The following is a 22428-nucleotide window of genomic DNA, read 5'->3' on the forward strand; positions in this document are numbered from 1 at the left end:
TACTGCCCTGAGGCGAGCCTACGTCCGCGCGGACGGGGTCAGCGGCTGAAGTACGCGAGCGTGCGGGCCTGCTCCTCCGCGCTGCCCAGCGGGCTGATCACCAGGTCGGTGACCCCGGCCGCCTCGAACCTGGCGATCTCCTTCTCGACGGTGCTCTCGTCTCCGGCGACGAGCAGCTCGTGCACGCCGGACAGGCCCTGCCGGTCGAGCACCGCGCGATAGGCGGCGAACTCGCCGGCGAAGCCCATCTGCGCCTGGAGCTCGCCGCGCACCCTGTCGGGGTCGGACGTGAGGCACACCATGACGGAGGTGACGATGCGGGGTGCGGGCCGTCCCGCGGCCTCGGCGGCGGCGGTGATGCGCGGCGCGATGTAGTCGGCGATGAACGGCGCGCCCGTCCAGGTGGTCATCGTGCCGTCGGCCAGCTCGCCGGCGATGCGCAGCATCACGGGGCCGAGCGCCGACAGCAGCACGGGCGGCGCGACCGCGCCCGGCGGGGTGAGCTGACCCTTCACCGAGAGCGTCTCGCCCTGGTAGTCGACGGGCTCGCCGCGCAGCAGCGGCCGCAGGGCGGTGAGGTAGTCGCGTACGTGCACGGCGGGGCGCTCGTACGGCACGCCGTACAGCTCCTCCACGAGGTGCTTGTGGCTGGGGCCCAGGCCGAGGGTGAAGGTGCCGCCGCTGATGGCGTTCGCGGCGAGTGCCTGCTCGGCCAGCGCGTACGGGTGCCTGGCGTAGGTGTGGGCGACGGCGGTGCCCACCTCCATGCCGGGGTTCAGCCGTCCGGCCAGGGCGGCCACGCTGATCGCGTCGAGCGAGGCGAACTGGTTGAAGAACGCGCTGTCGAACCCGGCTTCGCGGGCCGCGCGCACCTGCTCCAGCAGGGTGTCCAGGTCCGAGCCTCCGGTCAGCAGGGCGATGCCCAGTTTCATGCCGAGCTCCTTAAAATGAAGTGGAAATTCCGGTTCCGCTTGGGATGCTACACTAACCGGAATGCGATATTCAGGTTGAGGAGCGAAAGGCATGATGCGGGCCGATGCGCGGCGCAACCGCGAGCGCATCCTGATGACGGCGCTCGAGCTGTTCACCGAGCGCGGGCCCGGCGTCTCGATGGAGGAGATCGCCCAAGGGGCCGGTGTGGGCGTCGGCACCCTCTACCGCCACTTCCCCGATCGCCGCGCCATGGTGGAGGAGCTGGCGGAGGTGACGCTCGAGGGCCTGCGCGGCCGCATCCGGGCCCGGCTCGACGAGCGGCGGGGGACGTACTGGGACGTGCTGCTCGACGTCGTGCGCTACTGCGCCTGGCAGCCGCTGGCGCTGATCACCTCGCTGGCCGGGCCGGCGCCGCCGCCCCCTGCCTGCGTCAAGCTCAGGGACGAGGTCGGCGAGCTGATGCTGGAGATCGTCGCGGGGGCGCAGCAGGAGGGCTCGCTGCGCCGTGACCTCTCTCCCGAGCAGGTGCTGGACGTGGTGAGCGCCGTGATCCGCCGCCCCGCGGCCCGCTTCGACGACCCGCTCACCACGGTCGTGCTGGACGGCCTGCGCGCCTCGGCCCGCCGGGGGGCGTGACCGCCCGGAGAGCGGCTCCCGGCGTGCCGGGAGCCGTCGCCGCTCCGGAACCGGCCGTTCAGCCCGCCGCGCGGCGGACGATCTCGGCGATGCGCTTCTCGGTCTCGGCGTCCAGCTCGGTCAGCGCGTACGCGGTCGGCCACATGACGCCGTCGTCGAGGCTCGCCGCGTCGTTGAAGCCGAGCGTCGAGTACCGGGTCTTGAACTTCGACGAGGGCTGGAAGAAGCAGACGACCTTGCCGTCCTTGGCGTAGGCGGGCTGGCCGTACCAGAGTTTGGGGGTCAGGTGCGGCGCGTTCTCCTTGACGATGGCGTGGACGCGCTCGGCGAGCCGCCGGTCGCCCTCGGGGAACTCGGCGATCTTGGCGAGCACGTCGGCCTCGCCGTCGGCCTCGCTCTTCGCGCCGCGCCGCGCCGCCTTCTTCAGCTCCTGCGCGTGCTCCTTCATCGCGGCACGCTCTTCCTCGGTGAAGCCCTCGTAGCTCGTGGTGCTCTTGGCAGCCATGGGATGTGGTCCTTTCTGCGGCATATCTACGGCGTATCTATAGGTGTGGGGGAAAGTATGGGGTTTCAGCCCCACGCGCCGGCGATCTGGCGAGTGGTGGCGTTGACGCGGTTGAACAGGTTCGTGAGGCCGACCATGAGGATGATCGCGGCGAGCTGCTTCTCGTCGAAGTAGGTGGCGGCGCGGTCCCAGATCTCGTCGCTCACCGCGCCGGGACGGTCGGCGAGCCGGGTGGCCGCCTCGGCGAGCGCCAGCGCCGCCCGCTCCTCGTCGGTGAAGTACGGCGCCTCCCGCCAGGCGGCGACAGTGGCCAGCCGCTCCTCGTCCACCCCGGCCTTACGCGCGCTCTTCACTCCGGCGTCGACACAGGAGCTGCAGCCGTTGATCTGGCTGGCCCGCAGGTGCACCAGCTCCAGCGTGCTCTGGTCAACGCCGCCGCTGTGCACCGCCTTGAACAGCTGCTGGATGCCGTCCGTCGCGCCGGGAAGGACGAAGGCGGGGTTCTTCATTCGTGCCTGCATCGATGGTTCCTCTCCAGGTGTCCGCCGGCCCCGTCGGCCGGGCGTGACTCCATCACAGCCGTCCCGGCGCGCCGGCACGATGCCCGTGGGACACCGTGGGACACCCGCGACGCCGCTGGCCTGCGGAGATCCGGTTCGATAGATTTGCCGCGCAATGGGACACAAAGGCGGAGAAACGGTGCACCAGCGGACTACAGCGGACCCTCGCGACGAGCTGGCCACCCGGCTCCGGCTGATCCAGGAGCTGTCCGGGCGCAGCGTGCGCGCGCTCGCCCGGGACGCGGGGCTCAGCTCCTCGTCGCTGTCGCGCTATCTCACCGGCCGGTCGGTGGCGCCCTGGCCGGCCGTGGTCGAGCTGTGCCGTCAGGTCAAGCGCGACCCGCGCCAGCTCCGTCCGCTGTGGGAACGCGCCAACAGCCCGCTGCCCGCACCGCCGAAGGCCACCCGCCAGGTGCAGCCGCCCGCGCCGCCCGCCGGCGCCCCCACCCGCCGCGCAACGACCTGCCGCGCGACGTACCGGACTTCACCGGACGGCAGGCCGAGCTCGAAGCCGTGCTCGATGCCGTGGCGAGCAGCCGGGTGGTCTCCATCGACGGCATGGCGGGCGTCGGCAAGACCTGTCTGGCGGTGCACGCCGCGCACCGGCTCGCCGCCGACTACCCCGACGCGCAGCTCTACATCGACCTGCACGGCTTCACCGAAGGCCGCGAGCCGCTCGGCCCCGACCCCGCGCTGCGCACGCTGCTCTCCGCGCTCGGCACGCCGTCGGAGAAGATCCCGCAGGAGGGCGGCATCGAGCCGCTGGCCGCCTGCTGGCGGGCCGAGCTGGCCGGGCGGCGGGCCGTCGTGGTGCTCGACAACGCCGCGAACGCCGAGCAGGTACGCCCGCTGCTGCCCGGCGCGGGCCCGTCCGTCGCGCTGATCACCAGCCGCAACCGCCTGATCGGCCTGGAGGAGGTGCCACCGGTCTCGCTGGACGTGCTGAGCCCCGAGGAGAGCGCCGCGCTGCTGGCCCGCGCCAGCGGCGAACCGGACGGCCGGGAAGGCAGGCTCGCCCAGGACCCGGAGTCGGCGGCCGAGGTGCTGCGGATGTGCGGGCACCTGCCGCTCGCGCTGCGGCTGGCCGGGGCCCGGCTGCGGCACCGGCCGGGCTGGACCGTGGGCGTGCTCGCCGAGCGCCTGGCGGAGGGCGGCAGCGAGTTCGACACCGCGCTCGCGATGTCCGTACGCCAGCTCGACCGGGCCCAGCGCCGCCTGTTCCGGCTGCTCGGCCTGCTGTCCGGGTCGTCCTTCGACGAGTACGTGGCCGCCGCCCTGGCCGGCCTGCCGCTGCGCGACGCGCGGGCGATGCTGGAGGACCTGCTGGACGCCCATCTCGTCCAGCAGCCCGCCGCCGGCCGCTACACGCTGCACGACCTGGTGCACCAGCACGCGCGCCGGGCCTGCGAGGAGCAGGACTCCCCCGCCGAGCGGGACCAGGCGCTGCGCCGGCTGCTCGGCTACTACGTGCACGCCGCGGCCGCCGCCGACGCGGCCATGCCGCACCCGTCGGGCAGCCGCCCGCCCACCGCGGGCCCGGCCCCGTCCGCGCTGCCCCGCTTCGCCGGCAAGCACGCCGCCCTGGCCTGGTTCACCGCCGAGTACGCCAACCTCATGGGGGCGTTCGAGCTGGCGATCGCGCTCGGGGCCGACGTCCACGCCTGCGAGCTGCCGCGTTTCATGCGGACGTACTTCGCCCGCCGCTGCGGCACCACGCACCTCAACGCGCTGTTCGAGCGGGCGGTCGAGGCGGCCGAACGGCTCGGCGATCCGTGGCGGCTCGCCGAGGCGCACAGCGACCTGGGCTTCGCCCGCTACAACGCGGGCCGGATGGCGGAGGCGGCGGCCGCGTACGAGACGGCCGCGCCCCTGGTGGCGAAGACCGGCGACCTGCGCTCCCAGGCCGACCTGCTGATGCGCCGCGGCTACCTGAGCTGGGAGGACGGCAGGGGCGACGCGCCGCTCGACCTGTTCCGGCAGGCGCGCGAGCTGTACGAGCGGGCCGGCTGCCGGGAGGGCGCCGCCCACGCCACCGCGTACGAGGCGTGGGCGATGCTCCAGCTCGACCGGCGGGAGGAGGCCGCCGAGCTGGCCCGCGAGGTGCTGGCGATCGACTACGACGACCCCGCCTGGCCGGCCGGGCTCACCGCGCTCATCACGCTCGGTATGGCGCTGGCCGACGAGCAGCCGGACGAGGCCGCCGCGCACCTGCGCCGCGCGCTCGACCTGGCGCGCGGCGACGGGCACCGGCACAACGAGGCGTGGTGCCTCAACTGCCTGGGCGTGGCGCTGCGCAGGATGGGCCGCCACGAGGAGGCGCTGGCCAGTCACCGGCAGGCGTTCACGCTGCTGGACGAGCTGTTCGAGGAGCAGTGGAAGGTGCACTTCCTCGACGCGTACGGCGAGACCTGCCGCCAGGCCGGGCTGACCGGCGAGGCGCTGCGGCTGCACCGCCAGGCGCTCGACCTGGCCACCAGGATGGGACACCGGCACAAGGAGGCGCTGGCCCACGAGGGCATCGCGGCCGTGCTTGAGGCCACCGACCCGGCCGCCGCGGCCGAGCATCGCGCCGCCGGGCAGGCGATCCGGCAGGACCTCGAGCTGGGCGCCTGACTCCCGCCCAGCTCAGGGACTATGGATCGTACGGATGTGGCGACTTAGGGTGAAGTCGGGCCTTCCGGTAAAACGACCGCGTAGCGAGGGAGCGTCATGACCGCGCCTGGCAACACGCCCGACATCCTCTCCCCGGAGTTCATGGCCGATCCGTACTCCGCCTACCGCGTCCTGCGGAACGAGGCGCCACTGCTGTGGCACGAGGGCACTCAGAGCTACATCATCTCGCGGTACGAGGACGTCGAGCGTGCCTTCAAGGACGAGGTGTTCACCACCGCCAACTACGACTGGCAGCTGGAGCCCGTGCACGGGCGCACGTTCCTGCAGATGAGCGGGCGCGAGCACGCCGTGCGCCGGGCGCTGGTGGTGCCCGCGTTCCGCGGCGCGGAGCTGCGGCGCACCTTCATGCCGGTCATCGAGCGCAACAGCCGCGAGCTCATCGACGGCTTCCGGCACGACGGCGAAGCCGACCTGGTGGCGCAGTTCGCCACCCGCTTCCCCATCAACGTCATCGTCGACATGCTCGGCCTCGACAAGGCCGACCACGACCGCTTCCACGCCTGGTACACCTCGATCATCGCCTTCCTCGGCAACCTCAGCCAGGACCCCGAGGTCACCGAGCGGGGGCTGCGCACGCGCGAGGAGTTCGCCGCGTACATGATCCCCATTGTGCGGCGGCGGCGCGCCGAGTTAGGCGACGACCTGCTGTCCACGCTGTGCCGGGCGGAGATCGACGGCACCCGGATGAGCGATGAGGACATCAAGGCGTTCTGCAGCCTGCTGCTGACCGCCGGCGGGGAGACCACCGACAAGGGGATCGCCAGCCTGTTCACGAACCTGCTGCGCCACCCCGACCAGCTCGACGCCGTACGCCGCGACCGCGGCCTGATCGCGCGCGCGTTCGCCGAGACCCTGCGCTACACCCCGCCGGTGCACATGATCATGCGGCAGCCGGCCCAGGACGTGAAGCTGAGCGGTGGCGTGGTGCCCGCGGGCAGCACGGTCACGTGCCTGATCGGCGCGGCCAACCGCGACGAGGAGCGCTACGCCGACCCCGACACGTTCGACATCTTCCGCTCGGAGCTGGAGGAGTCGACCGCGTTCTCGGCGGCGGCCACGCACCTGGCGTTCGCGCTGGGCCGGCACTTCTGCGTGGGCGCGCTGCTGGCCAAGACCGAGGTCGAGGTGGCGACCAACCAGCTCCTCGACGCCATGCCGGACCTGCGGCTCGCCGACGGGGCCGAGGTGGTCGAACAGGGCGTCTTCACCCGGGGACCGGCCTCGCTGCCGGTGCGCTTCACCCCGGTGGCCTGACCGCTTCCCCGCCGGGCGGCGACTTCGATGCACCACGCCGCCCGGCCGGCGTTCTCTGCGGTTCTATGCGCCGCGCCCGCCCGGCCGCCGCGGGCATGAGCGGCAGGGTGGGCGTGAACACCACCGGCAGCCCGTACAGGCCGCGCATCCACACCGACGGCCGCCACCGCAGGTCCTTCGGCGCGACCGCGAGCGTCACGTCGGGCAGCCGGTCGAGCAGCACCTCCACGGCCGTCCGCGCGATGATCTCGGCCAGCTCGGGCGCGGGGAACGGGCAGCCGTGCTCGCCGTGCCCGAACGACATGTGCGCCCGGTTGGTGCTGGAGTCGCTGTGGGTGCCCGGCTGGACGTTCGGGTCGTTGTTGGCCGCGGAGAAGCCCAGCACCAGCAGGTCGCCCTTGCGGATGCGGCGCCCGCCGAGGTGGCAGTCCTGCACGGCCCAGCGGCCGATGAAGTTCTGTGTGGGGGTGTCCTTCCACAGCACCTCGTTGAGCGCCTGCGCGGCGCTGCTGCGGCCGCCCTGCAGCGTGACCGAGAAGCCGTCGTCGACCAGCATCAGGCGCAGGGTGTTGCCGATCCAGTTGCTGGTGGGCGCCTGAGCGGCGGCCATCACCACCAGCAGGTCGATGATGATCTCGTCGTCGGTCAGCCTGGCCGGGTGGGCGAGCAGCGCCGACGGCACGTCGTTGCCGGGGCGGGCGTGCTTGTCGGCGACGAGCTGCGCCATCCTGGCGTGCAGCCGCTGGTGCGCGGAGACGGCGTTGTCGCCGACGTCGAGCGAGTCGAACACGTCCTGCACGAGGGCGGGGATGTCGCCTTCCGGCAGGCCGTACAGACGGGCCACGATGCGGGCGGGGATCTGGTAGGCGTACTGGGTGATCAGGTCGGCGCGGCCGTCGCCGGCGAAGGCGTCGATGAGCCGGTCGGCGACCTGCTCGCAGGTGGCGATCAGGTCGATGCGGTTGACGGCGTCGAGCGCGTCGCCGATGGCGCCGGCCCGGCGCTGGTGCTCGCCGCCCTCGGCGTACATGACCGAGGGGGTCCAGCCGACGTACGGCATGAGCGGCCAGTCGGCCGGCAGCCGGTCGTAGATGTTCCAGCGGCGGCAGTCGCGGCCGAACCACTGCGGGTTGGCCGTGATGTGGTGCACCTCCCGGTAGCCCAGCACGAACCAGGCGGGCATGTCGCCGTCGAGCAGCACGGGCACGACGCTGCCCCGCTGGCGTAGCTGCTGGTAGAGCGTGCCGGGGTCCTCGGCGATGGCCGGCCCGTACAGCCGCACGGCGTCGGCGTGCTCGGGGTAGCCGGCGGCGAGCACGGGGTCGGCTCCGTGTCCGCTGGACGGGTGACGCTCGGAAGCGGAGGAAAGGTCGGTCACGGCGTGCTCTTTCTCGACGATGGGCTATGCAGGCACAACAGGTGCCGGACGAGGGTGATCAGGACGTTCTTGCAGGATTCCCGGTCGCGGGCGTCGCAGTCGAGCAGCGGCACCTCGGCGGGCAGCGTCAGCGCGTCGCGGATGCGGTCGAGCCCGGGGCCAGGCCCGAACCGGTTGACGGCCACCACGAACGGCGCGCGGTGGGCCTCCAGACGATCGATGGAGTACCAGGAGTCCTCCAGGCGGCGGGTGTCGGCCAGCACGACCGCGCCGAGGCTGCCGCTGAACAGCTGGTCCCACAGGAACCAGAAGCGCTGCTGGCCGGGCGCGCCGAACAGGTAGAGCACCCGGTGGGCGTCCAGCGTGATGCGGCCGAAGTCGAAGGCCACGGTGGTGGAGCGCTTGCCGGCCACCCGGCTGATGTCGTCGATGCCGGCCGCGGCCTGCGTCATGATCTCCTCGGTGCTCAGCGGCCTGATCTCGCTGACGGCGCCGACCATGGTGGTCTTGCCCACGCCGAACCCGCCGACGATCACGATCTTGAACGCGTCGGTGGCGGTGGCCGGCAGCGACGTGCCGGCCTCGTCAAAGGTTGCGGAGTCCAATGAGCACCTGCTCCAGGGTTGCGATGTCGGGGACTTGGGTCCGCGTGGCGACCGGGTGGCGGGCGGTGATGCGGCCGCTGTCCAGCAGGTCGCACAGCAGGATCTTCACCACGCTGACCGGCAGGCCGAGCCGGGCGGAGATCTCCACCACGGCCACCGGGCGCCGGGCCATGCGCAGGATCTTCACGTGCTCCGACTGCATCCCCGGCCGGGGGTCGGCCTCGGCGACGATGAGGGTGACCGTGTCGAACGCGGCGGAGCCGGCGTGCGCGCGGCCGCCGGTGATGGTGTAGAGCCGGTCGGGGTTCTCCCTGTCGAGCGCACGCCCGCGCTCGGCGCGTCCGGCGGGGCCCGGGGGGCGGCGCTGGTAGGGCACCGCACCCTCGTGCTCGGAGCCCCGGCGCTGGTACGGGCCGGGGCCGCCGGGCTCGGGCGCGCGGCGCTCGGTCATGGGTGCCCGCCCCTATGCACGGGCTCGTGCACGGGCTCGCGCGGCGGGGCGGTGAGCAGCCGCCCGATCTGTTCCACCACCTCGTTCATGTTGTGCGCGACGACGCCGACGTCGGCGTCCTCGCTCGCCACCACCGCGAGGTGCGCGCCCTCACCGGCCGGCACCACGACCAGCATGCCGCCGCCGAACTCCAGCAGCGCCTGCCCGAACCCGCTGCGGTCGCCGAACTCGCCCGAGGCGGCGAGGCCGAGGCTCTGGATGCCGGCGGCGATGGCGGCGAGCTGGTCGGCCTGGTCGGGGTGGAGGCCGGGCGCGCCGGACATGGCCAGCCCGTCGCGCGACAGCACCAGCACGTGCCTGATCCCCGGGGTGTTGTCACGCAGGTCGCCGAGGAACCAGCCGAGGTCGCGCTCGGCGGCACTCAAGGAATTGCTCGAGCTCATAGGTGCGACGGGGCTCGCGGGCGTGCCCCTTGCCTCCCATCGGTGATCGCGGCTGCGGAAAGAGGTGTCGGTCATCGCGTCACGTAAGGTCGTCGTCCGCCGTCGAGGTGCGCTGCCTGCGGAAGGCGGCCAGCCGGTTCGCGGCGGCCTGCGGGTCGCGGACCCGCGCCGGCGGCTGGGCGGGCAGCGGCTGCGCGGCGGCGAGCGTGCCTCCGCGCGGCCGTTTCGGCAGGTATGCGTCCGGCCCGTCGGTGGAGGGCGGCGGGGCCGCGTGGCGGGCGACCGGCGCCGGGTCCTCGGCGCGCTCGGCTGGGCGTGCCGCCTGCTCGTCCTCGACCGGCGGGTAGACGACGAGCTGGCGGGGGATCAGGACGACCACGCCGATGCCGCCCCTGGCGGACGGCCGGAAGCTGACCGTGAGGCCGTACTTGCCGGCCAGGCGGCCCACCACGGCCAGGCCGAGCCGGGTGCCCGACAGCGTGGTCAGGTCGAGCGGGCGGCTGATCAGGCTTTCGGCCAGGCGGCGCTCGCGGGTGCGCATGCCGAGGCCGCTGTCCTCGATGGTGACCACCACGCCCGCGTCCTCTTCCTCGACGTAAACGTGCACGGCGGTGCCGGGCGGCGAGAACTTGGCGGCGTTGTCGATCAGCTCGGCGAGCGCGTGGATGACGCCTTCCGCGGCGTAGCCGACGACGGCGGCGGTGCCGGTGGAGTGGAGCTGGACGCGGCGGAAGGCGCCGATGCGACCGGCCGCGCCGCGCAGCACGCTCTCCATGGGGATGGGCTTCGTCCAGCGGCGTCCCGAACGCCCGCCGCTCAGCAGCGCGATGTTGTCGGCCAGGCGGCCCATCTGGGAGATGCGGTGGTCCATCTCCAGCAGGTGGGCGAAGACGGCCTCGTTGTCGCCGTACTCGTCCTCCAGCTCGCGCAGCCTGCCGAGCAGGCTCGTCACCTGCGCCTGGATGCGGGCGGCGGCCTCGGCGCAGGAGGCCATCGCGGCGGCGCCCTGGCGGTTGCCCTCCTCCAGCTCGCGGGCGATCTCCTCCCATAGCCGTTGCACGGCCTTCTGGCTGGGCTGCAGCTCGTCGGGCAGCGTGGGCTCGCCCACGCCCTTGCCCGCGTGGAGCCGGGCGAGCAGGGCGGGCAGCTGCTCGTCGGCCAGCCTGCCCAGCTCGGTCTCCATGGCGGTGCAGGCGGCCACGGCGGCGGCCCGCCGCTGCCGCTCGCCCTCCACGGTCTGCGCCAGCGACTGCACCAGCGCCTGCGTGGCCGGGTGCGACGGCTGGCCCAGCTCGGCGAGCACGCCGGGGACGGTGGCGCCGTTCCTGATGCGGTGGCCGAGCGCGGGCAGGATCTCGTGCGTCAGGCGCTTCAGCTCTTCCTGCAGCAAGCTTGTGGAGGCGTCGGTACGGCGCAGCCGCTCGCGCACCTCCCGGGCGTTCGTCGAGCAATAGGCGGCGACGGCCACGGCGATCGAGAACAGCGCGACCGCGCCGCCGCTGCCCACCCCGACCAGCGTCTTTCCTTCCGCGGGGATCCGGGTGATGAGCCATCCGCAGGCGGCGCTGGAAATGAGCGCGGCACCCAGAAAGAACAGCAGGGCGCGCCCCATGGGCGAGGTCTGGAACCGCGGGCGTTTGGAGGCGTGTACTGACATCGATCAGGTCCTCGTGGGGTGATGACGGCCAGGCACCGCAGGCGCATCAACCTGCCGATGCGGGAGACGGCAAGCAGTTTCGTGGTGTCCCGTGCGGTACTGTCCGCACGGGATCAGGTACAAACCGTAGCATCCCTGCAAATGCCTTGGACCCCTTAACGGCATTTCTTCATCGCCAATCCCAGAGAATGCGCTATCGACGAATATCATTCACGTTTTCCGCTATTCCGGGCGATCACGGCAGGCCCTAGTGAATGTTTCTCGCATTCCGCAGGGGAGGCGCTGGAGGGTGGGCAATTTCGGATATTACGGCATTTTTCACCACGATCCTTCACCTCTTGGAGAAAATCTTGTCAATACAGAGGCGTGGCTGGTGTGAGCCTTGGTACTTCAGGGAACGTCACTGGGCGGCGCCGTCCCCGCGCTCACGCACGGGAAGGGGACGGCGCCAACAACCTCCCTCCGGCCCCGCCCGCAGCCTCCCGCTCACACCTCCGGCTCCGCCCCGCGCCCTCCGGCATCGCTCGCACCCTCCGGCATCGCCTCCACCCACTCCGGTGCCCCACCGCCTCCCGCGCCCCGCCGCCGGCCGCTGTGCCGCGCCCTCCCACCGCCCTCGCGGCCGTCCGCCACAGCGCTTCTTCGCCGCGAAGCCCGGTGCGGACACCCCCACGATCACCGGCAGCGCCGACGCGCTCCAACGCCAGCGCCTACCGCGTCGGCGCCTCGCGCCCCGCCGCCGGCAGCCGTGTGGCGTCCCCCGTCGCCCTCGCACTGACCTCACCCGCGCCTCCGGGCCACCTCGCGACCGGCCTCACCGGCCAACGGGTTACCTCGCGGCCGGCCTCACCCGCGCCTCCGGGCCACCTCGCGCTGACCTCACCCGTCTCCGGGCCACCTCGCGACCGGCCCCACCCGCCTCCAGGCCATCTCGCAGGCGCCCTCACCGCCCCTCGAGGCCGTCCGGTGCCCGCGAGCGGGTTCTGACCGGGGAATCTCCAGCCGTGACCTTTTCGTTACCTTATTTCAGTGTTTAAGTGCGTTTAGCGGGCATGGTTGATCTCGAAGTCCAGCAGAGGGCTTCGTCCCACGCGAATCAAGCGTGCCTCTGCCTGGGCTTTTTGTGTTTCAGGCGGGGCCGCAGCACCTTCTGGAGCAGCAGATGCCCGTCCTGACCCCCGCACTTGAGCAGTTCACCGCCGAAGAGCTTCTCTCCGAGCTGGCCGACCCCCAGATCTCCGAACTGCACGCCGTCCGCATCCGCGAGCGCCTGGTGGAGATGCACGAGGGACTGGTCGGCGAGGTCACCCGCCGCTACCGCTACCGCGGTGAGCCGATGGAGGACCTGCGCCAGGCCGCGTACGTGGGCCTGATGAAGGCCGTCAACGGTTACGACCCCGAGCTCGGCCACGAGTTCAGGGGCTACGCCATGATCACCATGATGGGCGAGGTGAAGCGCCACTTCCGGGACCGTACGTGGGCGATCCGGGTGCCGCGGGTCTACCAGGAACGGCGGATCGAGATGAACAAGGCCACCGCCGAGCTGACCCAGTCCCTCGGCCACTCGCCGACCGTGGCGGACCTGGCCGCGAAGATGGGCATCTCGGAGGAGGAGGTGCTGCTCGCGCTGGAGGCGTCCACCGCCTACAGCACGCTGTCGCTGGACGCCCCGGTCAACAACGGCGACGACGACGCGGCCGAGCTGAGCGACTTCCTGCCCGCGCAGGACGAGTCGCTCAACACCCTGCTCGACCGGCACTCGGTCAAGCCGCTCATCGACGCCCTGCCGGCGCGCGAGAAGAACATCCTGCTCATGCGCTTCTACGGCAACATGACGCAGTCGGAGATCGCCAAGGAGTTCGGCATCTCGCAGATGCACGTCTCCCGCATCCTGCGGGCCGCGCTGACCAAGCTGCGCACGGCCCTGTCGGAGTGAGACGCGCCCGGGCGGAGGCCCCGTACCGGGAATGTCTAGAACGCGAAGCCGCCCGGGCGGCCGTTGCGGTCGGCGATCAGCCCGGCGACGGTCGCCAGGGCGATCTCGGCGGGGGTGCGCGAGCCGATGTTGAGCCCGATCGGCCGGTGCACCCGGGCGATCTCCTCCGGCGCGACTCCCAGCTCGGTCAGCGCGCGTACGTGCGGGCCCTCGTGGCGCGGGCTGCCCATGATGCCGATCCAGCGCGCGGGGGACTTGAGCAGGTCGCGCAGCACCGGCCCGATCTCCTCGCGGTGGTGGTCGGTGAGCACGACGTCGCAGGTGCCGTCGATGACGTCGTCCAGCCGGGTGACCGCGGGCCGTCCGCCGGTGTGCCGGGCCGGGTCGGGGTCGAAGAGCACCGTACGGAAGCCCAGCTCGTCGCCGAAGCGCAGCAGGTGCTCGGCCACCGGGGAGACGAAGACGGCGACCAGCGTCCGCCCGTCGTCCTCGGCGGGGCTCGCGCCGTGAGCGACCTCGCAGGCCGGATCCTCAACGTGGTTGTGCGTCATACCGGCAGTCTGACACGGGCCGCCCCGCCCCCCTCGGCGCAGGCGGCCGCGTAGCGGGCCAGGCAGTCGTCGCCGCGGCCGGTGTCGAGCGTGAAGTCGCCGGCGATGCCGCTGGTGTGGGTGAGCAGCTGCCCGATCGTCACGCCGCGCGTCACCTGCGGGTCGGCGACGGCGAAGCCGGGCAGCACGTCCGCCACCCGGGTGCCGACCTCCAGCAGCCCGGCGTCGGCGAGCTGCGGGTCGCCCGGGTCGCGGTGCAGGAGGATGCCGATCAGCAGGCGCACGGGCAGCCCGGCCGGGGTAATGGACGGCCGGATTCGGTCATCGGGTCGGGGCGCCGGTCCGGGTATGTGATCGGGGTGACCTCCCCCGGGCCGGAAGGCAGGACGACGCCCATGAGCAGCAGGACCACCCGTGGCGTGTACGCGATCGCGCCCACCCCGTTCCACCCGGACGGCTCGCTCGACCTGGACAGCCTGCGCCGCCTGACCGACTTCTACGAGGAGGCGGGCGTGGACGGGCTGACGCTGCTCGGGCAGCTCGGCGAGGCGCCCAAGCTGACGCCGGCCGAGGCGGTGCAGGTGGTGGCGACGGTGCTGGACCGCACCGCGCTGCCGGTGGTCGTCGGGGTGTCCGCGCCGGGCTTCGCGGCGATGCGGGAACTGGCCTGCGAGGCGATGGCGCGGGGCGGTGGAGGTGCCGTCGGTGGTGATGCTCAAGCACGAGGACTGGCCGGGCCTGGGGAAGATCAGCGCGCTGCGCGCGGCCGAGGCGGCGGGCGAGATGCCGCGCCTGTCGATCCTGTGCGGCAACGGCGGCCTGTTCCTCGACCTGGAGATGGAGCGCGGCGCGGACGGCGCGATGACCGGCTACTGCTTCCCCGACCTGCTGCGCCGGCTCGCCCGCCGCGACCCGCGCGCCAAGCTGCCGTGATCCCGCCGCGCTCGCTCGGCTTCAGCAGCGGGCCGGGGTGCCGTTGCCGGCCGAGCGGATGCCGCTGCCCACGCGTACCGCGTAGTAGTTGGAGCGGAACCTGTCGAAGATCGTGTCGTCCTCGAGCTGCAGCAGCGCCTCGTCGGCCTGGCGCAGGGAGTTCCAGCTCCAGTTGTGGCTGCCGGTCCAGACGATCTTCCGGTCGGGCACGCCGTAGTACTTGCCCTCGATGATCAGGTACTTGGAGTGGATCCAGATCGGGTCGGCGGTGCAGTAGTAGCGGACGTTGATCCCGTTGTACGCGCCGGTCGTCTTGACCAGCTCGTTCATCGAGGACACCTCGGAGTCGCTGTCCTTGTTGTAGTTGAGCGCGACCTCGACGTAGCAGCCCGCCTTGTCCAGGGCGAGCAGCTTGCGCGCCAGGTGGGTGCGGCTGAAGATGCCCATCGCGACCCGCACGATCGTCCGGTGGGTGCCGTCCACCGTGCCGACCTCGCTGTTGCCGTGGCACTCGACGTGGTCGAGCACCGTGGTGATGGTGTCCTCGGCCGGGTCGGTGGGGCTGCCGTTGCTCTCCTGGCGCGGGTAGAAGTGCACCTTGGCGGCGCCCGAGGTCACCGGTGTGCGGGTGTCGTAGTAGTTGTTGTTCACCCGCTGGGCCTTCAGGTCGTTGAAGTAGCCGGTGTACGCGTTGTAGATCCCGGCGTCGCCCGCCAGCACCAGGGCCGAGTTCCAGCCCTTGAGCCCGTCACGGCCGGTGTGCAGGTTGGCCGACGACTGCACGACGACGTTGTCGGTGCCGCCGGTGCGGGAGAACAGGAAGAACTTGTTGTGGTTCAGCGACACCGACCCGTACAGCGGGCGGTCGCCGATGCAGCCGCGCCCGTCCGGGCACACCAGCACCCACGAGCTCTGCCCGGTGTCGGTGCCGAGCGCGGCGGCCAGCGACGCCAGGATGGCCGTCCCCTTCATCTTCTTGTCGAAGATGACCTGGACGTCGCGGCCGGCGTTCTTGGCGGCGATCAGCGCGTCGGGGATCGTCGGGTCGGTGGCGTAGTACATCGACACCCGGATCGTGGAGCCGGGGTCGGCGCCCTGGATGAGCTGCACGACCCGGTTCTGGATGGCGGCCGGGTCGTTGACGGGGTCGTTGAAGACGGCTTCCGTGGCGACCGCGGCGTGCGCGGGCGCGGTCATGCCCGATAAGAGGGCGGCGGCGGTGGCGATCAGGACGAGGAGACGGCGATACACGGCTGTCCTTTCCCCGGCAGGATACAAGATCACCTCCAGACGCTAGCAGCGCGGGCCGCGCCGGGCACCCGTTTCAGGGTTCACCGCCGATCTGGGGTCTCAGGATCGCCACCAGGCCAGGACTCGGAGCGCACGCAGGGTGTTCCAGCGGCTCGGCCGGCCCACGCCGTCCTCGAACGCGAAGTGGACGCGTCCCGGATGGACCCGGTCGAGCCGCCAGCGGCCGTCGGGCTGCCGCTTGGCCTCGACGATCTCCGCCGCCTCCGCCATGCGGGGATCCGGAGCGGCTGCCGACCTGCGGAAGTAGTCGAGCGCGCGGAGCACGTCGTGCCGCCAGTAGTAGGGGAAGGCGAACTCCAGGAACGCCGGGTCGGCCACCTCGCCGGTGCTCTTGCGCCGGAACAGGCCGCGTTCCAGCAGGAACTCCTCCCCCGCGCGGCGCGCCTCCCGCACGGCGTCGGATCCGCCGGTGGCGCGCTCGTACTCCAGCAGCCCCTCCAGCACGTTGATCGTGGTGTGGAACGACGAGCGCACGGAGCCGTTCTCGGCCTCGCAGTTCCAGCCGCCGTCGGCCAGCCGCTCGTCCAGCAGGCGCGCCACGATGCCGGAGACGTCCACGCCGAAGTAGGCGCCGGTCTCGACCGTCCTGCCGTTGATGCACGGCTCGACCTCGCCGTCGAAGTACCGCTGGCCGGCGTGCTCCCACCTGCCGTTCCCGGCCACCCGGGCGATCACCTGCTGTGCCAGGTCCGACTTCGGGTCGAGGCCGAGAATCTGCAGGGACTGCAGGGTGTGCATGGTCGCCGTCCACGGCTGGCCCGGCTCGTCGCCGCGGTACCCCTGGGGGAAGCAGGCCCCGCCGGCCCACAGGCCGTCGTCGCCCCGCAACGCCAGCAGCCGGGCGCCCCAGCCCTCCCGTGCCACGCGTTCGCGCTCGGCGGCGACCTCTTCCGGTGGGGCGCCGGTGAGGTCGTGCAGCACCTGCCAGCGGATCGCGGGGTCGGAGTCGAGCAGCCAGCCGATGACGTCCATCGCCGCACCGTAGGCCATGCCCGGCCGCACAATCAACACCCATCCCGAAGCAGGGGCTTCTCGTCGGATCGGATTGACTGGCACCGATGAGTTTTCCCGGCGGCCGGAGTCTCCATGGGCATGACGACAACCCACATCCTCAAGACGGCTGAAGCCGACCTCGCCTACGACATCCACGGCCCGCTGCCGGGCGAGAGCGCCCACCCGCCGCTGTTCATGATCGGCCAGCCGATGGACGCCAGCGGGTTCAGGGCGCTGGCCGAGCGCTTCGGCGACCGTACCGTGATCACGTACGACCCGCGCGGGCTCGGGCGCAGCGTCCGCAAGGACGGCCGTGACGACCACAACCCGCAGACCCAGGCCGGTGACGTACACGCGATCATCGAGGCGGTCGGTGGCCCGGTCGACATGTTCGCCAGCAGCGGCGGCGCGGTGACCTCGCTCGCCCTGGTGACCGCGTACCCGAATGACGTGCGCACCCTGGTCGCGCACGAGCCGCCGCTCCTGCCGCTGCTGCCCGACGCCGAGGCCGCCCTGCGCGCCAGCGCCGAGGTCCGGGAGGCGTACGAGAGCAAGGGCTGGGGCGCCGGGATGGCGGCCTTCATCGCGATGACCTCGTGGCAGGGCGAGTACACCGACGACTACTTCGCCCAGCCCGCCCCCGACCCCGCCGCGTTCGGCCTGCCGACGGAGGACGACGGCTCCCGCGACGACCCGCTGCTGTCCGACCGGTCGTGGGCGGTCAGCGGCTACCGGCCGGACTTCGCCGCGCTCTCCGCCGCGCCCACCCGCGTCCTCATCGCGGTGGGCGAGGAGTCGGCGGGGATCGTCACCGCCCGCACCGCCGAGGCCGCCGCCGAACTCCTCGGCCAGAAGGCGACCGTTTTCCCCAGCCATCACGGAGGGTTCACGGACGGCGAGTTCGGGTACGCGGGGCAGCCGGACGCGTTCGCGCGCCGGCTGCGCGAGGTCCTCGACGGCGCCTAGGCCGGCCGTCCGACGGTGGCGGCACGTGGTCCACGTCCGGTCGCGGCTCGGTGCACGGGCTCGTGGGCTGTGACCGTCCTGCCGGGTCAGTGACATTCGTCAGGTACGTACGGGCGGGGGCGCTGGTTAGGGTTGCAGGCATGAAGGCCCGGCTGTGGACCTCCGTTTACCTCGTCGTCCTGGTGTGGCCCATCCCCGGTTTCCTCGCCTCGGGCCCTTCGGCCGTCGTGGTCGCGGCGGTGGTGGCGGGCGTGGCCGGGTTCGCCGGGCTCTACCTGCGGGTCGCGTGGACCGCTCTGGAGCTTCCGCACCGCAACGCCACCCCGTACGCCCTCGCCCTGCTGTACGGGGTCGCGGCGGCGCTGGTGCCGGTGCTGGGCGAGCTGTGGGTGTTCGCCGCCTCGTACTTCCTCATCACGGCCGTCGCCACGGCGCTGCCCGAGCGGGCGCTGCCCGTGGCGGCGGGGGCGACGATCGTGGCGGGCACGCTGGCCCTCGTCCTGCTCGGCCAGTCCCTGGCGGAGATGTGGTGGATTCCGGTCCAGTCGGTCGTGTTCACCGCGGCCATCCGGGCGTTCCTCCGGCTCAACGCCGCCAACCGGGCGTTGAGCGAGGCGAACGTGAAGGTGGAGCGGCTGGCCGTGGACAACGAGCGGCTGCGCTTCGCCCGCGACATGCACGACCTGCTCGGCCACAGCCTGGCGGTGATGACGGTGAAGAGCCAGCTCGCCGCCCGGCTGGTCGACGCCGATCCCGAACGGGCCAGAGCCGAGATGGAGCAGGTCGAGGAGCTGTCCCGGCAGGCGCTCGCCGAGGTGCGGCAGGCGATCGCCGGCTACCGGGAGCTGTCGCTGGCCGACGAGCTGGACGGCGCGCGCCGCGCGCTCGCCACCGCCGGCGTGCGGCTGACGGTTTCTGCCGGGCCGCTGCCGCCGACCGTCGAGCCGGTGCTGGCCTGGGTGGTCAGGGAGGGCACGACGAACGTCGTCCGGCACAGCGGCGCCCGCACGTGCCGGATCCGCCTCGGTACGGCGAACGGGCAGGCTTACGCGGAGGTGCGCGACGACGGGCGCGGCCCCGCGCACGCACGTGCAGGCGACCACCGCGGCTTGGCCGGCCGTGAGCCCGCGCCGGGCGATGTCGGTGATCTCGATGGCCTGGCAGGCGGCCGTGGCAACGGCCTGCGCGGGCTGGCCGAGCGTGTCGAGGTCGCCGGCGGCACGCTCGCCACCGGTCCGGCCGAGGGTGGCGGCTTCCTGCTCAAGGCGCAGATCCCCGTGCCCGGCGACGCACCGCCCGCAGGGGCTCCGTCCGGAGACGACACCGCACCACCCGCCGACGTCCGCTCCAGCGACCATCGTGATCCGCGCTCGGAGCTCATTCACGTTCCGCCCGCCGTCCCCGGGAAGCCGTCGTGAGCGATGTCCCGCCGACCGATGTGATCCGCGTGCTGCTGGCCGATGACCAGCATCTCGTCAGGGAGGCGCTGGCGGCGTTGCTGGGGCTGGAGCCTGGGATCGAGGTCGTCGGCCAGGTGAGCCGGGGCGACGAGGTGGCGGAGGCGGTGGAGCGGTGCCGTCCCGACGTGGTCCTGCTCGACATCGAGATGCCGGGACTGGACGGGCTGACGGCGGCGGCCGGGCTGACCGGCGTCAAGGTGATCATCCTGACCACGTTCGGCCGCCCGGGGTACCTGCGGCGCGCCAAGGACGCGGGCGTCGCCGGTTACGTGCTCAAGGACGCCAGGGCGGGCGAGCTGGCCGATGCCGTACGGCGGGTGCACGCGGGCGGCCAGGTGTTCGACCGCGGGCTCTCGGCCGCCAGCCTGTCCATCGGCGCGAACCCGCTCACAAGCCGCGAGCGCGACGTTCTGCGCGCCGCCGCCGAAGGCGGAACCATCGCCGACATCGCCCGCCGCCTCTTCCTGTCGGACGGCACCGTGCGCAACTACCTGTCGTCGGCGATCGGCAAGCTGGGCGCCCGCAACCGGGCCGAGGCGGCGCGGGCCGCGGAGGCCAGAGGCTGGCTCTGACGAACGTCACTACCGGCCCCGACCGGCGCTCGGAAGGCTGGAGACATGCTGAAACGCGTGGCGCCCGCGATCGGGCTCTTCTTCCTGTCGCCGCTGGCCGGCGAGTTCCTGCTGGGCAACCTGCCCATCACCATGCTGCCGGCGCTGATCACGCTGGCCCCGCTGTACGGCGGCGGCGCGCTCCTCGTCCGCGAGCTGGCCAGGCGGCGGGGCGCGGGCTGGCCCGGCATCGTCCTGCTCGCGCTGGCGTACGCGCTGGTCGAGGAGGGCCTGGTCACCCGATCCCTGTTCGCCTCGAACTTCGCCGGGATGGACCTGGCGGCGCAGGCGTGGCTGCCCGGGGTGGGCGTGAGCGCCTGGTGGGCGAGCTTCGTGCTCGGCGGCGTGCACGTCGCGGGCAGCATCTGCGCTCCCATCGCGGTCATGGAGGCGCTGGTGCCCGCCCGGGCGTCCGAGCCGTGGCTGCGCGTTCCCGGGCTGGTGGTGGCCGGGGTGCTGTTCGTGCTGGGCGCGGCGGCGGCCGCCGCGTACGCCGGGGAGGCGGCATTGCCGTCGGTTGTGCAGCTCGCGGGTCTGGCGGCGGTCGTGGCGGTCCTGGCCGTCACGGCTCTGCGCCGCCGTACGGCAGCGGCGGAGCCCGGCACGGACGCGCGGGTCGGAGAGTCGGCGCCGACGTCCGGCACGGTGGGGCAGGGCTCGGCGCCCGGGCCGTGGGTGGTGCTCGGGTTCTCGCTGGTGGCGGGGGCGGTGTTCTGGCTGGCCAACCTGGCATCCGGGACGCTCGGCGCCTGGCCGGTGGTGGCGGTCGACCTGGCGCTGTACGCCGCCGTCTGCGTGCTGGTGTCCCGCTGGTCGCGGCGGCCGGGCTGGGGTGTGCGGCAGACGTACGCGCTGGGGGCCGGCGACGTCCTCACCTACGCCTGGCACGGCTTCCCGCAGCCGCCCGCCGTGCCCGTGCCCGCCGCGACCGACCTGATCGGCAACGCCGTCTTCGCGCTGGCCGCCGTCGCCCTGCTGGTGTTCGCCGCCGTACGGCTGCCGGACCCGTCCCGCCCGCGGGAGGCGGCGCTCCGGCCGCAGTGAGGTGACGGCGCCAGCCCGGCTTCAGCTTTGCTGCGGCCGGACCAGGCCCTGGCCGGTGCCGACACCGCCCAGCAGCGTGTCGACCACGCGGGAGGCGGCCTCGTCGATGTCGTACTCGTGCATCCGAGCCGCCACCCCGATCAGGGCGTAGTAGCTCTTCCTGGCCCAGATCAGGTCGGCGTCGGCGCGCAGCACACCGCAGTCCTGTGCCTTCTTGAACAGCTCGTCGCAGCGCTTTTCGACCTCGGCGTGCACGCGGGCCGGCTCCTCGTGCTCCGGCCCGTACAGGTTGAGCGCGAACGGCCACTGCCGCTTGACCCGCAGCACGTTGACCGTGACCTGGTAGAACGCGACCAGCGGCGGGGTGGTCTCGGGACGTGCGGCTTCGACGGCCGCGGCGAACTCGCGGGCCGCCACGGCGCCCAGCGCCCCCAGCAGCGCGTCGCGGGAGGCGAAGCGGCGGTGCACGGTGGTGCGCGCCACCCCGGCGGCCTCGGCGACCTGCTCCATGCTGGCCGCGGGGTCCGAGCCGAACACCCGCTCGGCGGCCTCCAGGATCGTCCGCACCGTGCGCTCGGCGTCGGACCGCAACGGCCGGATCGTCCCACTCACGCACCGAAGGATACGCCATGGCTCCTCTCACCCCAGAACTTGCAACAATTCTGTGCAAGTTCTATGTTTCTCGCAACACATGTGATGCGACTGACAGTGGGAGTTGCTATGGATCTGCAACTGAACGGCAAGACGGCCGTCGTCACCGGCGCGAGCAAGGGCCTCGGCCTGGCGATCGTGCGGACGCTGACGGCCGAGGGCATGCGGGTCGTCGCGGCCGCGCGTACGATCACGCCGGAGCTGAAGGAGACCGGCGCGTTCGCCGTGCCGGCGGACCTGGCCACGCCGCAGGGCCCCGGCGAGGTGATCGAGGCCGCGCTCGGCGAGCTGGGCGAGATCGACCTGCTGGTCAACAACGTCGGCGGCGGGGACGCGCGGCCGGAACTGGCCGGCGGGTTCGCGGCCATGACCGACGAGATCTGGCAGCACACCTACGAGCTGAACCTCTTCAGCGCCGTGCGCGCCACCCGCGCCGCCCTGCCCAGCCTGCTGCGGCGCAAGGGCAGCGTGGTCAACATCTCCTCGATCTCCGCGCGGATGCCGCACGCGGGGCCGGTGCCGTACTCGACGGCCAAGGCGGCGCTCACGGCGTTCGGCAAGGCCCTGTCGGAGGAGGTGGGCCCGCAGGGCGTGCGGGTCAACACGATCTCCCCCGGCAGCGCGCGTACCGCCATGTGGGAGGGGCCCGGCGGGTACGGCGAGCTGCTGGCCGGCGTGCACGGCCTGGAGCTCGAGCAGTTCCTGGCCGGTCTGCCGGCGGCGACCGGCGTGACGACGGGCAGGTTGATCGAGCCGGAGGAGGTGGCCGCGCTCGTGGCGTGGCTCGCCTCGCCGTACGCCGTGAACGTGACCGGCTCCGACTACGTCATCGACGGCGGCGCGAAGAAGACGGTCTGAGGCGTGCGGCGGGCCGGCG

At 72.5% G+C, this 22428-nt stretch carries 23 protein-coding genes and 2 pseudogenes; 12 read left to right on the forward strand and 13 right to left on the reverse strand.

Annotated elements, in window-relative coordinates; genetic code table 11:
* Positions 1-38: 38 nt before the first annotated feature.
* Positions 39-932: a TIGR03564 family F420-dependent LLM class oxidoreductase gene (locus ACFMQL_RS35640; RefSeq protein WP_364050539.1), complete on the reverse strand. Its 894-nt coding sequence runs from the start codon at positions 930-932 to the stop codon at positions 39-41.
* Between the two features lie 91 nt (positions 933-1023).
* On the opposite strand from ACFMQL_RS35640, the gene ACFMQL_RS35645 reads away from it, so the two are divergent.
* The gene (locus tag ACFMQL_RS35645; protein WP_364050536.1) at positions 1024-1569 is read left to right on the forward strand and encodes a helix-turn-helix domain-containing protein; all 546 of its coding nucleotides are present in this window, start codon (positions 1024-1026) and stop codon (positions 1567-1569) included.
* Positions 1570-1627: 58 nt separating this feature from the next.
* Here the strand turns inward: ACFMQL_RS35645 and ACFMQL_RS35650 are convergent, their stop codons facing one another.
* Both ACFMQL_RS35650 and ACFMQL_RS35655 read right to left on the reverse strand, forming a co-directional pair.
* Positions 1628-2074: an iron chaperone gene (locus ACFMQL_RS35650; protein WP_378789193.1), complete on the reverse strand. Its 447-nt coding sequence runs from the start codon at positions 2072-2074 to the stop codon at positions 1628-1630.
* Between the two features lie 65 nt (positions 2075-2139).
* Positions 2140-2595 carry a carboxymuconolactone decarboxylase family protein gene (locus ACFMQL_RS35655; RefSeq protein WP_364050530.1) on the reverse strand — a complete coding sequence of 152 codons (456 nt, stop codon included), beginning with the start codon at positions 2593-2595 and terminating at the stop codon, positions 2140-2142.
* Positions 2596-2749: 154 nt separating this feature from the next.
* Between ACFMQL_RS35655 and ACFMQL_RS35660 the strand changes: the two are divergent.
* The 3 genes and pseudogenes from ACFMQL_RS35660 to ACFMQL_RS35670 all read left to right on the forward strand — a co-directional run.
* Positions 2750-2929: pseudogene (locus ACFMQL_RS35660) on the forward strand (helix-turn-helix domain-containing protein); the annotation flags it as partial.
* A gap of 65 nt (positions 2930-2994) precedes the next feature.
* Positions 2995-5247, forward strand: a complete 2253-nt coding sequence (locus ACFMQL_RS35665) for an ATP-binding protein (RefSeq protein WP_378789195.1) — start codon at positions 2995-2997, stop codon at positions 5245-5247.
* Positions 5248-5343: 96 nt separating this feature from the next.
* Positions 5344-6561, forward strand: a complete 1218-nt coding sequence (locus tag ACFMQL_RS35670; protein ID WP_364050524.1) for a cytochrome P450 — start codon at positions 5344-5346, stop codon at positions 6559-6561.
* Here the strand turns inward: ACFMQL_RS35670 and ACFMQL_RS35675 are convergent.
* The 5 genes from ACFMQL_RS35675 to ACFMQL_RS35695 form a co-directional block, all read right to left on the reverse strand.
* Positions 6545-7939, reverse strand: a complete 1395-nt coding sequence (locus tag ACFMQL_RS35675; RefSeq protein WP_378789196.1) for a cytochrome P450 — start codon at positions 7937-7939, stop codon at positions 6545-6547. The two genes, ACFMQL_RS35670 and ACFMQL_RS35675, sit on opposite strands and share 17 nt — an antisense overlap.
* On the reverse strand, positions 7936-8544 hold the full coding sequence (locus ACFMQL_RS35680; protein WP_378789198.1) for an ATP/GTP-binding protein: 609 nt from the start codon (positions 8542-8544) through the stop codon (positions 7936-7938). Before ACFMQL_RS35680 ends, ACFMQL_RS35675 begins: the two co-directional genes overlap by 4 nt.
* Positions 8525-8830 (reverse strand): DUF742 domain-containing protein, encoded by a 306-nt coding sequence (locus ACFMQL_RS35685; protein ID WP_378790248.1) that lies wholly within the window; start codon positions 8828-8830, stop codon positions 8525-8527. Before ACFMQL_RS35685 ends, ACFMQL_RS35680 begins: the two co-directional genes overlap by 20 nt.
* 161 nt (positions 8831-8991) lie before the next feature.
* Entirely contained in the window at positions 8992-9438 is a 447-nt protein-coding gene (locus ACFMQL_RS35690) for a roadblock/LC7 domain-containing protein (RefSeq protein WP_364050518.1), read from the reverse strand.
* Positions 9439-9517: 79 nt separating this feature from the next.
* Positions 9518-11095 (reverse strand): ATP-binding protein, encoded by a 1578-nt coding sequence (locus ACFMQL_RS35695; protein WP_364050515.1) that lies wholly within the window; start codon positions 11093-11095, stop codon positions 9518-9520.
* Between the two features lie 1162 nt (positions 11096-12257).
* On the opposite strand from ACFMQL_RS35695, the gene ACFMQL_RS35700 reads away from it, so the two are divergent.
* Positions 12258-13031 carry a SigB/SigF/SigG family RNA polymerase sigma factor gene (locus ACFMQL_RS35700; RefSeq protein WP_378789200.1) on the forward strand — a complete coding sequence of 258 codons (774 nt, stop codon included), beginning with the start codon at positions 12258-12260 and terminating at the stop codon, positions 13029-13031.
* A 35-nt stretch (positions 13032-13066) separates the two neighbouring features.
* Here the strand turns inward: ACFMQL_RS35700 and ACFMQL_RS35705 are convergent, their stop codons facing one another.
* Together ACFMQL_RS35705 and ACFMQL_RS35710 are read right to left on the reverse strand one after the other, a co-directional pair.
* Entirely contained in the window at positions 13067-13582 is a 516-nt protein-coding gene (locus ACFMQL_RS35705) for an XdhC family protein (protein ID WP_364050509.1), read from the reverse strand.
* On the reverse strand, positions 13579-13866 hold the full coding sequence (locus ACFMQL_RS35710; RefSeq protein WP_378789202.1) for a serine hydrolase: 288 nt from the start codon (positions 13864-13866) through the stop codon (positions 13579-13581). Before ACFMQL_RS35710 ends, ACFMQL_RS35705 begins: the two co-directional genes overlap by 4 nt.
* A 111-nt stretch (positions 13867-13977) precedes the next feature.
* On the opposite strand from ACFMQL_RS35710, the pseudogene ACFMQL_RS35715 reads away from it, so the two are divergent.
* Positions 13978-14259: pseudogene (locus ACFMQL_RS35715) on the forward strand (dihydrodipicolinate synthase family protein); the annotation flags it as partial.
* 13 nt (positions 14260-14272) lie between these two features.
* On the forward strand, positions 14273-14515 hold the full coding sequence (locus tag ACFMQL_RS35720; RefSeq protein ID WP_378789204.1) for a hypothetical protein: 243 nt from the start codon (positions 14273-14275) through the stop codon (positions 14513-14515).
* Between the two features lie 21 nt (positions 14516-14536).
* Here ACFMQL_RS35720 and ACFMQL_RS35725 read toward each other — a convergent pair whose 3' ends face one another.
* Together ACFMQL_RS35725 and ACFMQL_RS35730 are read right to left on the reverse strand one after the other, a co-directional pair.
* Complete coding sequence (locus ACFMQL_RS35725; protein WP_378789206.1) at positions 14537-15766, reverse strand: phosphatidylserine/phosphatidylglycerophosphate/cardiolipin synthase family protein; 1230 nt, start codon at positions 15764-15766, stop codon at positions 14537-14539.
* Positions 15767-15865: 99 nt separating this feature from the next.
* Positions 15866-16798 (reverse strand): squalene cyclase, encoded by a 933-nt coding sequence (locus ACFMQL_RS35730; RefSeq protein ID WP_364050497.1) that lies wholly within the window; start codon positions 16796-16798, stop codon positions 15866-15868.
* Between the two features lie 120 nt (positions 16799-16918).
* On the opposite strand from ACFMQL_RS35730, the gene ACFMQL_RS35735 reads away from it, so the two are divergent.
* The 4 genes from ACFMQL_RS35735 (at position 16919) to ACFMQL_RS35750 (ending at position 20900) form a co-directional block, all read left to right on the forward strand.
* Positions 16919-17785 carry an alpha/beta hydrolase gene (locus ACFMQL_RS35735; protein ID WP_364050494.1) on the forward strand — a complete coding sequence of 289 codons (867 nt, stop codon included), beginning with the start codon at positions 16919-16921 and terminating at the stop codon, positions 17783-17785.
* Positions 17786-17925: 140 nt separating this feature from the next.
* Positions 17926-19203, forward strand: a complete 1278-nt coding sequence (locus ACFMQL_RS35740) for a sensor histidine kinase (RefSeq protein ID WP_378789208.1) — start codon at positions 17926-17928, stop codon at positions 19201-19203.
* Positions 19204-19223: 20 nt separating this feature from the next.
* The gene (locus ACFMQL_RS35745) at positions 19224-19817 is read left to right on the forward strand and encodes a response regulator transcription factor (protein WP_364057361.1); all 594 of its coding nucleotides are present in this window, start codon (positions 19224-19226) and stop codon (positions 19815-19817) included.
* 45 nt (positions 19818-19862) lie between these two features.
* Positions 19863-20900 carry a hypothetical protein gene (locus tag ACFMQL_RS35750; RefSeq protein WP_378789210.1) on the forward strand — a complete coding sequence of 346 codons (1038 nt, stop codon included), beginning with the start codon at positions 19863-19865 and terminating at the stop codon, positions 20898-20900.
* Between the two features lie 21 nt (positions 20901-20921).
* On the opposite strand, the gene ACFMQL_RS35755 is transcribed toward ACFMQL_RS35750, so the two are convergent.
* Complete coding sequence (locus ACFMQL_RS35755; RefSeq protein WP_378789212.1) at positions 20922-21512, reverse strand: TetR/AcrR family transcriptional regulator; 591 nt, start codon at positions 21510-21512, stop codon at positions 20922-20924.
* A 108-nt stretch (positions 21513-21620) separates the two neighbouring features.
* Between ACFMQL_RS35755 and ACFMQL_RS35760 the strand changes: the two genes are divergently transcribed.
* Positions 21621-22409 carry an oxidoreductase gene (locus ACFMQL_RS35760; RefSeq protein WP_378789213.1) on the forward strand — a complete coding sequence of 263 codons (789 nt, stop codon included), beginning with the start codon at positions 21621-21623 and terminating at the stop codon, positions 22407-22409.
* Positions 22410-22428: the final 19 nt, after the last annotated feature.

The organism is Nonomuraea fastidiosa (genome assembly GCF_042751225.1).
Taxonomy (GTDB): Bacteria; Actinomycetota; Actinomycetes; order Streptosporangiales; family Streptosporangiaceae; genus Nonomuraea; species Nonomuraea fastidiosa.